Annotated in this window: 12 protein-coding genes; 7 read left to right on the top strand and 5 right to left on the bottom strand. The window is 68.6% G+C overall.

Features of this window, described 5'->3' with window-relative positions; genetic code table 11:
* Nucleotides 1-2 precede the first annotated feature (2 nt).
* A complete protein-coding gene (locus FHD68_RS02615) occupies nucleotides 3-1,079 on the bottom strand; it encodes a DUF2235 domain-containing protein (protein ID WP_127897859.1) in 1,077 nt (358 codons plus the stop codon).
* 35 nt (nucleotides 1,080-1,114) lie between these two features.
* Entirely contained in the window at nucleotides 1,115-2,269 is a 1,155-nt protein-coding gene (locus tag FHD68_RS02610) for a type III PLP-dependent enzyme (RefSeq protein WP_127897858.1), read from the bottom strand.
* A 165-nt stretch (nucleotides 2,270-2,434) separates the two neighbouring features.
* Here FHD68_RS02610 and FHD68_RS02605 point away from each other — a divergent pair, with 165 nt between their 5' ends.
* The 4 genes from FHD68_RS02605 (at nucleotide 2,435) to FHD68_RS02590 (ending at nucleotide 6,816) form a co-directional block, all read left to right on the top strand.
* Nucleotides 2,435-2,866, top strand: coding sequence for an Lrp/AsnC family transcriptional regulator (locus FHD68_RS02605; protein WP_045981087.1), 432 nt, complete (start codon nucleotides 2,435-2,437; stop codon nucleotides 2,864-2,866).
* A 68-nt stretch (nucleotides 2,867-2,934) separates the two neighbouring features.
* Nucleotides 2,935-3,285, top strand: coding sequence for a DUF1428 domain-containing protein (locus FHD68_RS02600; protein WP_127897857.1), 351 nt, complete (start codon nucleotides 2,935-2,937; stop codon nucleotides 3,283-3,285).
* Between the two features lie 102 nt (nucleotides 3,286-3,387).
* On the top strand, nucleotides 3,388-6,420 hold the full coding sequence (locus tag FHD68_RS02595; RefSeq protein WP_127897856.1) for a valine--tRNA ligase: 3,033 nt from the start codon (nucleotides 3,388-3,390) through the stop codon (nucleotides 6,418-6,420).
* Between the two features lie 72 nt (nucleotides 6,421-6,492).
* A complete protein-coding gene (locus FHD68_RS02590) occupies nucleotides 6,493-6,816 on the top strand; it encodes a DnaJ family domain-containing protein (protein ID WP_045981084.1) in 324 nt (107 codons plus the stop codon).
* Here the strand turns inward: FHD68_RS02590 and FHD68_RS02585 are convergent.
* From FHD68_RS02585 to FHD68_RS02575, 3 genes are read right to left on the bottom strand one after another with little or no spacing between them, the layout of a single operon-like run.
* The gene (locus FHD68_RS02585; protein WP_127897855.1) at nucleotides 6,803-7,906 is read right to left on the bottom strand and encodes a pyridoxal phosphate-dependent aminotransferase; all 1,104 of its coding nucleotides are present in this window, start codon (nucleotides 7,904-7,906) and stop codon (nucleotides 6,803-6,805) included. The two genes, FHD68_RS02590 and FHD68_RS02585, sit on opposite strands and share 14 nt — an antisense overlap.
* Nucleotides 7,906-8,142, bottom strand: coding sequence for an Lrp/AsnC ligand binding domain-containing protein (locus tag FHD68_RS02580; RefSeq protein ID WP_045981082.1), 237 nt, complete (start codon nucleotides 8,140-8,142; stop codon nucleotides 7,906-7,908). The genes FHD68_RS02585 and FHD68_RS02580 overlap by 1 nt, the downstream gene beginning before the upstream one ends.
* A gap of 25 nt (nucleotides 8,143-8,167) precedes the next feature.
* Nucleotides 8,168-9,541, bottom strand: a complete 1,374-nt coding sequence (locus FHD68_RS02575) for an MATE family efflux transporter (RefSeq protein WP_127897854.1) — start codon at nucleotides 9,539-9,541, stop codon at nucleotides 8,168-8,170.
* A gap of 170 nt (nucleotides 9,542-9,711) precedes the next feature.
* Between FHD68_RS02575 and FHD68_RS02570 the strand changes: the two genes are divergently transcribed.
* The 3 genes from FHD68_RS02570 to plsY are packed head-to-tail and all read left to right on the top strand — an operon-like array spanning nucleotide 9,712 to nucleotide 12,523.
* Complete coding sequence (locus tag FHD68_RS02570) at nucleotides 9,712-10,671, top strand: aspartate carbamoyltransferase catalytic subunit (protein WP_045981080.1); 960 nt, start codon at nucleotides 9,712-9,714, stop codon at nucleotides 10,669-10,671.
* Entirely contained in the window at nucleotides 10,671-11,951 is a 1,281-nt protein-coding gene (pyrC, locus tag FHD68_RS02565) for a dihydroorotase (protein WP_127897853.1), read from the top strand. Before FHD68_RS02570 ends, pyrC begins: the two co-directional genes overlap by 1 nt.
* Complete coding sequence (gene plsY, locus FHD68_RS02560; RefSeq protein WP_127897852.1) at nucleotides 11,948-12,523, top strand: glycerol-3-phosphate 1-O-acyltransferase PlsY; 576 nt, start codon at nucleotides 11,948-11,950, stop codon at nucleotides 12,521-12,523. Before pyrC ends, plsY begins: the two co-directional genes overlap by 4 nt.
* The last annotated feature ends 1 nt before the right edge of the window (nucleotide 12,524 follow it).

Genomic DNA, 12,524 nt, shown 5'->3' with positions numbered 1-12,524 from the left:
CCTTAGGCCGGATCGACGGGCGGGCGGCGCCAGCGCGCGGCGATGGTGGCGGGCGATCTGCGACGCGGCGGGCGGTGCGCAGTCAGGTGTCCGGTCAGGCGGGCCGGGCCGGCAACGGGTCTTGGCACCGTCGGATGCAGCGCCTCGGTCATGTAGCGGCCGGCAAGGCGGGGCGTGCGCGCCAGGAACGCCTTGCCCCAATTGCGCCACGACCCGATTGACGGCGCCGCGGCATCTCCCGGAAACAGCCCCCGCCATCCGGGCGGCAACGGCAGGCCGACCTGTTCGGCCCGATCCAGCATCCAGACCAGCGGGATGTTCGCCAAGGGCCGCGACATCTCGAACCCGGACAGCTGTCCGCCGATGTCGGGATGCGCGCCGCGAAACCACATCTGCTCGATCCGGCCCGCCGCATGGGCATCGTCCCACAGCAGCGGCGCAAAGGCGGCGCGGGTCTCATCCAGGGCCAGGGCCTGGAACCCGTGCTCGATCCCCTGCCCCAGATGCGCGTCGTGAAAGCGGAACCGCGGTTCCGTCAGCATCCACAGCACCGGCAGGCGCAGGCCCAGGGCCATCACGGTATCGAAACAGCCGACCATGCGGATCGGCGCCTGCGCATGACAGCGCCTGCGCCGGAACGCGGCCATCGCCTGCGGCGTGCCCCCCTGGTGGTAATAGCGCCAGGCCAGCCGGATGTGGCGTTCGGTCGCCGCCTGCGCCTGCAGCAGGCCCACGCGGCTGATCATCCCCGCCAGGCTGCGGACCGCGAAGGCCCCGCGGGAATAGCCCAGCATGAATATCCGGTCGCCGGGGCGATAGCCGCTGGCCAGCCAGCCATAGGCATCGGTGATGCGGGTTTCCAGGATGCGGCCCATGACCAGGTCGGGCAGCGTGCGCCATCGGGTCCATTGCTGTCCCATGCCGTAATGGACGCGAATGCGTCCGGGCGGCAGGGCGCCCAGCTGGCCCGTCAGCAGGCGGTGGATGCGGCCGATGGAACTGCGCCTGCCATCGGCCAGCGACGCGAAGGTGCCGTCCATCAGCACGACATGGATGGTGGGTGGTCTGGTCACGCTCATGCCCCCAAGCCTAGCATGGGGGCATGAGCAAACCGTTACGACAGCCGCATCACGGTCGCGTTGGTCATCGCGCCGAAACCGTTGAATCGCGTGTTCGTGACCGTCGAATAGGCGCCCGCGCCGTGGAAGATCACGAAATCGCCTTCCTGGATCGTGTCGGGCAGCGCCAGTTCGCCCGGCAGGCGGTCGACCGAATCGCAGGTCGGGCCAAAGATGACGCGGCCGCCGGCCTCGCCCTCGCGCGGGGTGCCCTTGGGGGTCAGGACCTCGATGCGGTCGATGTTGCCGATGATCGGCAGCTCGGCCAGGCCGCCATAGACGCCGTCGTTCAGGAACACGTGACCGCCGTCGCGCACGCCCTTGACCCGGGTGATCAGCGCATAGGCGTCGGCCACGATGCCGCGGCCCGGTTCGCAGACCAGGTCGGGCGCGTCGGCGCCGAACATCTCGGTCACGGTGTCGGAGATCTCCTGGAAGATCGAGGTCAGGTCGGGCTCGACGCCCACGACGCGGTGCGAGGGGAAACCGCCGCCCACGTTCAGGCGCACCGCGCGCACGCCCGCCATGTCGCAGATGTCCTTGGATACGCGGATATAGCTTTCCCATGCGATCGGGTCGGTGCATTGCGTGCCCGGATGGAAGGTCAGCGACGGGACGTATCCACGGCGCGCGACCTCTGCCAGCAGCTCGGCCGCCAGTTCGGGCGATGCACCGAACTTGGAGCCGAAGTCATAGGCCGCGCCCAGCACCGGCAGCTTGAAGCGGGGCGATATCTCGACCCCCTTGCCGTCGACCTGGGTCGGCACCTGATCGAACAGCTTGTCCAGTTCGGACCGGCTGTCCACGGACCAGGCGCGGATGTTCTGGGACACGCCGTGCGCGATCTCGGACCTTGCGCGGACGGGATTGTGGTAATGGCGCGCAGCATGCGGCGCCATGCGGCCGATCAGGTCGATCTCGAAGGGCGAGGCCACGTCGAAACCGCGGATGCCGGCGGCGACAAGGTTCTGGATCACGGCCTCGTCGGGGTTGGACTTGACCGCATAGGTCACCAGCCCCGGAAAACCGTCGATGAATTGCCGCGCACGGTCCTGCAAGACTGTCGGCGCGAAGACCATGACCGGATGTTCCGGGGCCAGATGTCGGATGACCTCGGCCGGATTTTCCCAGACGGTCTTCTGTTGTCCCATTGCGGTTCCTTTCGCACGAGGCTGGATGATGGGTTGCGGTCCTGCAACCCGGAATGGCGCTTTTGAGTTCCGATTTCACCGATGAAAAGGCTAGAATCGCATGTCATCCCGGTTATTATGACGCAGTTCATGTCATTTTGACGAAACAGGCAGGCAGGCGCGGCTTTGGACGATCTGGATCGCAACATTCTGGCGCAGCTGTCGGGCGACGCGCGCATGTCGGTGGCGGTGCTGGCCCGCCGCCTGCGCGTCGCGCGCTCGACCGTGCAGGCCCGGCTGGAGCGGCTGGAGAGCACCGGTGCCATCGCCGGATACACGCTGCGCCTGGGAGAGGCCGCGCGCGGGGCCCGCATCCGCGCCACCGTCCTGCTGGGCATCGAGCCCCGTGCCCAGCCCGGCGTGCTGTCGCGGCTCAAGTCCCTGCCCCAGGTCGAGCGTGTGCACACCACCAGCGGCCGGGTCGACCTGCTGCTGCAGCTGGCCACATCCTCGACAACCGAACTGGACGAAACGCTGGACCGCATCGGCGGGATCGAGGGCGTGCGGTCGTCCGAAAGCCTGATCCACCTGGCGACAAAGCTGGATCGCGCCGTCTAGGCGCGACGCCTGTTGCCTCGAATCCCCTGCGGGCGGACACTGTGCGCACCGACGCAAGGGAGGATACGATGAGCTATTATTCCGGCTTCGTGCTGGCCGTGCCCGCGGACAAGCGCGACGAATATGCCGATCACGCGACCAGGGCCTGGCCGGCGTTCAAGCGTCACGGCGCGCTGCGCCTGGTCGAATGCTGGGGCGAGGACGTGCCCCACGGCAAGCGCACCGATTTCTATCGCGCGACCGAGGCCATCGGCGACGAGATCCCGGTGCTGTCCTGGATCGAATGGCCCGACCGCGCCACCGCGGATGCCGCATGGGCCGCGATGATGACAGAGGACCACCCCGACATGGCCGACATGCCCTTTGACGGCGCGCGCATGTTCTGGGGCGGCTTTGCCCCCATCGTGGACCTGCGCTGACGGGCCCGGCCGCGAACCGCCCCGGATGACATGCCCGGTGCCGACGGGCTTGGCCTTTGGCCCCGCATTCGCTAATCCCGCTGCAACAGATGGGGTGATGCGATGACGATGGACAAAAGCTTTGACGCGGCGGATGCCGAGGCCCGGATCGCGGCCGAATGGGAACGCCGGAACGCCTTTGCCGCCGGGGCCGCTGCCCGGCGGTCGGAAACCTTCACCGTGATGATCCCGCCCCCCAACGTCACCGGCAGCCTGCATATCGGCCATGCGCTGAACAACACGCTGCAGGACATCCTGGTCCGCTGGCACCGGATGCGGGGCTTTGACACGCTGTGGCAGCCGGGTCAGGACCATGCGGGCATCGCCACCCAGATGGTCGTCGAACGCCGCATGGCCGAACGGGGCGAACCCGGCCGGCGCGAGATCGGGCGCGAGGCCTTCACCGCCAAGATCTGGGACTGGAAGCGGGAATCCGGCGACACGATCATCAACCAGCTGAAGCGCCTTGGCGCCAGCGCGGACTGGAGCCGCAATGCCTTCACCATGTCCGGGGCCCCGGGCGCGCCCGCGGGCGAGGAGGGCAATTTCCATGACGCGGTGATCCGGGTCTTCGTGGATCTCTACACCAAGGGAATCATCTATCGCGGCAAGCGGCTGGTGAACTGGGACCCGCATTTCGAGACCGCGATCAGCGACCTGGAGGTCGAGAACCGCGAGGTTCCGGGCCACATGTGGCACTTCAAGTACCCGCTGGCCGGTGGCGAGACCTATGAATACGTGGAACGCGACGAAGACGGCCGCGTGACCCTGCGCGAGACGCGCGATTACATCAGCATCGCCACGACCCGCCCCGAGACCATGCTGGGCGACGGCGCGGTTGCCGTGCATCCGTCAGACGCGCGCTATGCCCCCATCGTCGGCAAGCTGGTCGAGATCCCGGTCGGCCCCAAGGAACACCGCCGCCTGATCCCGATCATCACCGACGAATACCCCGACCCCGATTTCGGGTCCGGCGCGGTCAAGATCACCGGCGCGCATGATTTCAACGACTATGGCGTGGCGATGCGCAACGGCATCCCGCTTTATGCGCTGATGGACGGCAAGGGCGCGATGCGCGCCGACGGGCTGTCCTATGCCGACAGCGCCGCCATCGCCTCCCGCGCCGCCGCGGGCGAGGATGTGGGCGACGTCACCGCCGTGAACCTGGTGCCCGACGACCTGCGCGGCCTGGACCGGTTCGACGCCCGCAAGCGCGTGATCGATGCGATCACCGCCGAGGGCCTGGCCGTCACCTATCTGCACCGTGAGATCGAGCCCGAAACCGGCGCCGAGCATCTGGAACGCCGTCCCGTGATCGACGCCAAGCCGATCATGCAGCCCTTTGGCGACCGGTCCGGCGTCGTGATCGAGCCGATGCTGACCGACCAGTGGTTCGTGGACACCGCGCGCATCGTCGAACCCGCGCTGGAGGCCGTGCGGTCGGGCCGAACGGAGATCCTGCCCGAGCAGCACAAGAAGGTCTATTTCAACTGGCTCGAGAACATCGAGCCCTGGACCATCAGCCGCCAGCTGTGGTGGGGCCACCAGATCCCGGTTTGGTACGGGCCATCTCTGAACGAGGATGGCGAAGTCGTCGATTTGTGGGGCGAACAATTTTGCGCGGCGAGTGAGGCCGAGGCGATTGATCTAGCCATATCGCGATACGCGGAGAAATATGGCCGGTCGATCACGGTTCAAGCTGAGCGGATGGAGTCGAAGTCTGAGAACGTCCAACGCTTGTCGCTGCCTTCCGCGGGCGGTGGTGGTCCGGCGGACGGTCCCATGACAATCAACAACGTTTGGATCGCACGCGACCCGGATGTGCTGGATACCTGGTTCAGTTCGGGCCTGTGGCCCATCGGGACGCTTGGCTGGCCCGAGCCGACCGAGGAGCTGAAGAAGTATTTCCCGACCGACGTGCTGGTCACGGGCTTCGACATCATCTTCTTCTGGGTCGCCCGGATGATGATGATGCAGCTGGAGGTCGTGGGCGATGTGCCGTTCAGGACCGTCTATGTCCACGGGCTGGTGCGCGACGAGAAGGGCGCCAAGATGTCCAAGTCCAAGGGCAATGTCATCGACCCGCTAACGCTGGTGGACGCCTATGGCGCGGATGCGCTGCGCTTCACGCTGACCAGCATGGCGGCGATGGGTCGCGACCCCAAGCTGGGGCCGAAGCATGTCGAGGTGAACCGCAACTTCGTCACCAAGATCTGGAACGCCACCCGTTTCGCGGAAATGAACGGCGTGCGCGGCGGCGGGGTGCGTCCGCAGCCCAGCCATACCGTGAACCGCTGGATCATCGGAGAGACGGCGCGCATCCTGATGGCTGTCGACGAGGCGCTGGCCGCCTATCGCTTCAACGATGCGGCGACGGGGCTTTACGCCTTTGTCTGGGGCAAGGTCTGCGACTGGTACGTGGAATTCGCCAAGCCGCTGTTCGACGGCGAGCATGCCGAGGAGACGCGGGCCACGATGGGCTGGGTGCTGGACCAGTGCTTTGCCATGCTGCACCCGATCATGCCCTTCGTCACCGAGGAGCTGTGGGCGCTGACCGGGGACCGCGACCGCATGCTGGTCCATGGCGACTGGCCGGAACTGGGCGCCGACCTGATCGACGCAGAGGCCGACCGGCAGATGAACTGGGTCATCGCGCTGATCGAAGGCGTGCGGTCCGCCCGCGCCCAGATGGGCGTGCCGGCGGGCGCCAAGCTGGACCTGGTCGTGACCGAGGCGGACGCCGCGGCCCGCGCGGCGCTGGCCGCCAACGGCCCTCTGATCGAGCGGCTGGCCCGCGTCAACGCGCCCGTCGATGGCGTGGCGGGCAAGGGGATGATCGCGGTGTCGGTGCAGGGGGCGAGCTTCGCGCTGCCCATCGGCGACGTGATCGACGTGGCGGCGGAGACCGCGCGGCTGCAGAAGGCGGAGGCCAAGCTGCGCAAGGATGCCGACGGCCTGTCCAAGCGCCTGTCGAACCCCAAGTTCGTCGAGAATGCCGATGCTGAGGTGATCGAGGAGACCACGGGCAAGCTGGCCGCGCTGGCGGACGACATCGCCCGCCTGCAGGCCGCGCTGACGCAGTTGGCGGCGATGTGAGCCTGCGGCCCGGCCTGCCCTCTCGGGTTGGCCGGGCCAAGGGTCTTTCGGCAAGGCGCAAAGGAGGCGCGGATGGGCTGGCTGGAGCGGATCGCCGAGCGGATGATGCTGAAGGCCCGCGCCGAGGGCAAGCTGACGGGGATTGAGGGCGAGGGCAGGCCCCTGCCTGACCGGCCCATCGAGACGGACTCCACGGCGGCGGGGTTCCGGATCATGGCGCAGGCCGGGGTGCTGCCGCCCGAGATCGTGCTGAAGAAGCAGGTGATCGCCGCGCGGGCCCGCCTGTCCGACATGCCCGAGGGCCCCGAACGCGCGGCCCTGCTGGCCGAGATCGCCCGGCTGCAGATGCGTCAGGCCATCGCCGAGGAGGCCCGACGCCGCTTCATGCGGGACTGAGGGCGGCCAGCGCGCGGGGCAGCGCGTCCTCGAACACGTCCAGTTCGTGGATCGGTGCGGCGCTGATGCGGATGCAGCGGTCCAGGGGGGCGACACCCGGCATGCGGGCGAAGACGCCCTCGCGCTCCAGCGCGGCGATCAGGGCGCGGGCAAAGGCGCCATCGCGATGGGTGTCCAACGCCACGAAATTCGTGGCCGAGGGCAGCGCGGTCAGGCCGCTGGCGGCGCCGATATCGGCGATGCGCAGCCGGGCGGCCTGAACCTCGGCCACGACATGGGCCAGCCAGCCCTGGTCGGCCAGCGCGGCCAGCGCCCCGGCCTGGGCGATGCGGTTCACCCCGAAATGGTTGCGCACCCGGTCAAAGCCCGCGATCAGGTCCGGCGCGCCGATCGCAAAGCCGATGCGCGCCCCGGCCAGGCCATAGGCCTTGGAGAAGGTCCGCATGCGGATCACCCGCGGATCGTCCGCCGCGATGTTGGGAATGGCCGAGGCCGGCGCGAATTCCGCATAGGCCTGGTCCAGCACCAGCAGGCAGTCGGCCGGCAGCCGGTCCAGCATCGCCGCGATCACCGTGCCGTCGTGCCAGGTGCCCATCGGATTGTCGGGATTGGCCAGATAAAGCAGCCGCGCGCCGGTGGCATGGGCGCGCGCGACCAGGGCGTCGGGATCTTCGGCGTCGTCGCGATAGGGGACTTTGTGCAGCACCCCGCCAAAGCCCGCGACGTGATAGTTGAAGGTCGGATAGGCCCCGTCCGAGGTGACCACCGCATCGCCCGGCGCGACCATCATCCGCACCAGGTTGCCCAGCAGGCCGTCGATGCCCTCTCCGACCATGATGCTGTCCGGGGTGGTGCGGTGATGGGCCGCCAGCGCTAGGGACAGATCAAAGCTGGACGCATCGCCGTATTTCCAGACCTGGCCCACGGCCTCGCGCATGGCGCGGGCGGCCAGCGGGCTGGGTCCGAACGCGCTCTCGTTCGCGCCAAGGCGGGCGGCGAAGGGCATGCCGCGGCGGCGTTCCAGGGTTTCGGGGCCGACAAAGGGCACGGTCGCGGGCAGGCCCGCCACCAGGGGTGCAAAGGGCGGCATCAGAACGCGCGAAAGGTCATGGTGGTCAGGGTGCGGCTGATATGGGGGATGTCGAACAGCCGGTCCGACAGGAAGCGGCCGACATCCTGGTCCTCGGGGATGTAGACCTTGGCGATCAGGTCGAAATCGCCGGAGGTGGAGTAAAGCTCGCTGACGACCTCGCGGTCGTAGATGGCCTCGGCGACCTGATAGGTCCTGCCGGGCTCGCAGCGGAACTGGACGAAGACGGCGCGCATGAAAAAGCTCCTGTTTGGGGGCAGGTTAGACCGTGGCCGCGGCGCGGGTCCAGTCCCCGCGCGCGTGGCCGCGCCAGAACCGCCGCATCAGCAGCACCGCGGCAAAGGTCAGCCCGACGCACAGGCCCAGCCACAGGCCCGCGGGGCCGAAGCCCAGGGGAAAGGCAAGCGCCCAGGCCACCGGCATGCCCACGACCCAATAGCTGAAGCCCGCGATCCACATCGGCACCTGCGTGTCCTGGACCCCGCGCAGGAAGCCCAGGGCGATCACCTGGAACGCATCGGTCAGCTGGAACAGCGCGGCATACATCAGCAGCATCGCGCCAAGTGCCACGATCTGCGGGGCCTGCGGATCGGTCGGGTCCAGATACAGCCGCACCAGCTGTTCGGCGAACAGCAGGTACAGCATGATGGCCACGGCGGCAAAGGCCAGCGACATCCACACGACCGTGACCGCCGCATCGCGCATCCAGGCGCGATCGCCGCGGCCCTTGGCCTGGCCCACCCGGACGGTCGCGGCGTTGGACAGCCCCAGATGCGCCATGAAGGTGATCGAGGTGATCTGCAGCGCGATGCCGTGGGCGGCCAGCTGGGGCGTCCCGATCCAGCCCATCATGATGTTCGAGGCGACGAACAGCCCGCCCTCGGCCACCATGGTCAGCCCGATGGGCCAGCCGATCCGCGCGATCTGGCGCATGGCCTGCCAGTCGGGGCGCCAGAAGCGCTGGAACAGGTTGTACTTGCGCGCGACTGGCACCCAGCCCGCATAGGCGATCAGGGCCAGCAGCTGGGCCACCTGGACGGTGACGCTGGCGATGGCGGCGCCGCGCACGCCCAGTTCGGGCGCGCCCAGGTTGCCGAAGATCAGCACCCAGTTCAGCGCCAGGTTCAACGGCAGCCCGGCCAGGGTGACCCACATGACGACCTGCGTCCGCTCCAGCGCGGCCAGATAGGACGACAGGGTCAGCTGGCCCAGGACCACCGCCAGGCCCCAGCCCGCGATGCGCAGGTAATCCTGCGCCAGCGCGCTGACCGTGTCGGTCTGGCCCAGGGCCTGCAGGATCGGTTCGGACCACCACATCAGCGGCATCACGGCCAGGGCATAGCCGGCCGACAGCCACAGCGCCATCCGGGCCCCGCGGCGGACCTCGGTCTCTCGGCCGGCGGCGACATGGGCGGCGATCAGGCCCAGCACGCCGATGCCGAAGCCCATGCCCAGAAAGAACAGGATGTGGAAGAAGCTGGTCGCGATGACCAGGGCGGCCAGCGGCTCGACCCCGTACCAGCCGACCATGACCGTGTCGCCCACGCCGATGGCCATGCGCGCCAGGTGGCTGCCGATCAGCGGCAGGCCCAACGACAGGGTCGCAAGAACATGGGGGCGGTATCGGCTGTGCATCGTCCTGCCATATCCGCAGCCGCAAAATGCGGCAAGGGGCGGCATTGCACGCCCTGCAACATTTCGCGCCGCATCGGCGGAAAGGCGGTGGCGGGGCGGGTCCGCGCGGCTTGCCGCCCCTGCCCCCATCTGCGATAGATCGCGCGAACACCGACCCCAGGAGGCCCCCGATGAGCTTTCGCGCCCGCCATCTTCTGGGCATCGACCATCTCAAGCCCGACGAGATCGTGTCGCTGTTGGACCTGTCCGAGGATTACGTCAGCCTGAACCGTCGCACGGTCAAGCATTCCGATGCGCTGGCCGGCATGACCCAGATCAACATGTTCTTCGAGAACTCGACCCGCACCCAGGCCAGCTTCGAACTGGCAGGCAAGCGGTTGGGCGCGGACGTGATGAACATGGCCGTCGCGCAGTCGTCGGTGAAGAAGGGCGAGACGCTGATCGACACGGCGCTGACGCTGAACGCGATGCAGCCCGACCTTCTGGTGGTGCGCCACCCGCATTCCGGCGCGGTGAACCTGCTGGCGGAGAAGGTCAACTGCGCGGTCATCAACGCGGGCGACGGGCGGCACGAACATCCGACCCAGGCCCTGCTGGACGCGCTGACCATCCGCCGCGCCAAGGGGCGGCTGCAGCGCCTGACCATCGCCATCTGCGGCGACATCGCCCACAGCCGCGTGGCCCGGTCGAACCTGATCCTGCTGGGCAAGATGGAGAACCGCATCCGCCTGATCGGCCCCGCGACGCTGATGCCCGCCGGCGTGGCGGACATGGGGGTCGAACTGTACGAGGACATGCGCGAGGGGCTGCGCGGCGCCGACGTCGTCATGATGCTGCGCCTGCAGAAGGAGCGGATGGATGGCGGCTTCATCCCGTCCGAACGCGAATATTTCCACCGCTTCGGGCTGGATGCGGAAAAGCTGGCCCTGGCCGCGCCCGATGCGATCGTCATGCATCCTGGTCCCATGAACCGCGGGGTCGAGATCGACGGCACCATCGCGGACGACATCAACCGCAGCGTCATCCAGGACCAGGTCGAGATGGGCGTCGCCGTCCGCATGGCCGCCCTGGACCTGCTGGCCCGCAACCTGCGCGCCAGCCGTGGCCGCGCCGCCGCCGGAGAATCGTGATGGACCTGATCTTCCGCAACGCCCGCCTGATCGACCCCGAGGCCCAGACCGACGACATCGGCAGCCTGCGCGTCACCGACGGCCGCATCGCCGGACGCGGCGCGCCCGAGGAAGCCGCCCCCGAAGGCGCCACCGTCATCGACTGTCGCGGCCGCGCGCTGGCGCCCGGCCTGATCGACTGGGGTGTCAAGATCGGCGAACCGGGCGAACGCCACAAGGAAAGTTTTCGCAGCGCCGGCCGTGCCGCTGCGGCGGGCGGCGTCACCACGATCATCGCGCGCCCCGACACCACGCCCCCCATCGACACCCCCGAGGCGCTGGAATTCGTCGCCCGCCGCGCCAGCGACGCGCCCGTCCACATCCGCCACATGGCCGCCCTGACCAAGGCCCGCGAGGGCCGCGAGATGGTCGAGATCGGCTTCCTGACCGATCTGGGCGCGGTGGCCTTCACCGACGGCGTGCGGGTGGTGCGCGACACCAAGCTCTTGGGCCGCTGCATGACCTATGCGCGCGGCCTAGACGCGCTGATCGTGGGCCATCCGCAGGACCCGTCCCTGTCGGCGGGGGCTGCGGCCACCAGCGGCAAGTTCGCATCCCTTTATGGCATCCCCGCCGTGTCCCCCATGGCCGAGGTGATGGGCCTGGACCGCGACCTGGCGCTGGTCGCGATGACGCGCGGGCGCTATCACGCCGACCAGATCACCGTGGCCGCCAGCCTTCCGGCCCTGGCGCGGGCACGCGATGCGGGGCTGGACGTGACGGCGGGGATCTCGATCCACCACCTGACGCTGAACGAGTTCGACGTGGGCGATTACCGGACCTTCTTCCGCTTCACGCCGCCGCTGCGGTCGGAGGATGACCGTCTGTCCATGGTCGATGCCGTGGCCCAAGGCCTGATCGACACCATCGCCAGCTTTCACACGCCCCAGGACGAGGAATCCAAACGCTTGCCTTTCGAGGCCGCGGCCCCCGGCGCCGTGGGCCTGCAGACCCTGCTGCCCGCGGCCCTGCGCCTGTATCACCAGGGCGGCCTGACCCTGCCGCAGCTGTTCCGCGCCATGGCGCTGAACCCGGCGCGCAGGCTGGGCCTCTCGGCGGGTCGCCTGTCCGACGGCGCCCCCGCCGATCTGGTGCTGTTCGACCCCGACGCACCCTTCGTGCTGGACCGTTTCGCGCTTTTGTCCAAATCCAAGAACACCCCCTTCGACGGCGCGCGCATGCAGGGCCGCGTCCTGGGCACCTGGGTCGCGGGCACCCCCGTCTTCGGAGAACATGCATGATCCTCTGGGCCGTCTTCGGCTATCTTCTGGGCTCTGTCCCCTTCGGCCTGGTCATCACGCGCGCCCTGGGCCTGGGCGATCTGCGCCAGATCGGCTCCGGCAACATCGGCGCGACCAACGTGCTGCGGACGGGCAACAAGGGTGCCGCGCTGGCCACGCTGCTGCTGGATTCGGGCAAGGGCGCCATCGCGGTCCTGCTGGCCCGCCATTTCGGCGGAGAGACCGCCGCGATCCTAGCCGGCGGCGCGGCTTTCCTGGGTCACTGCTTCCCGGTCTGGCTGGGCTTCAAGGGCGGCAAGGGCGTTGCCACGTTCCTCGGGACGGTGATCGCGCTGAACTGGCCGTTGGGCCTGATCGCCTGCACGACCTGGGCGCTGACCGCCGCGATCACCCGGATCAGCAGCCTCAGCGCGCTTCTGGCGGCCGCGCTGGCGCCGGTCTTTGCCTGGGGCCTGGGGCGGACCGACATCGCGGCGGTCGCGGCCTTCATGGCGGTGCTGATCTTCATCCGGCACCATGCCAATATCAGCCGCCTTCTGGCCGGTACCGAACCCCGGATCGGCCGCAAGTAAT

The sequence above is a fragment of the Paracoccus marcusii genome, from assembly GCF_006151785.1.
Classification (GTDB): domain Bacteria; phylum Pseudomonadota; class Alphaproteobacteria; order Rhodobacterales; family Rhodobacteraceae; genus Paracoccus; species Paracoccus marcusii.
Note: the sequence above shows the minus strand (reverse complement) of the source record. Positions and strands in the feature narration are given on the sequence as shown.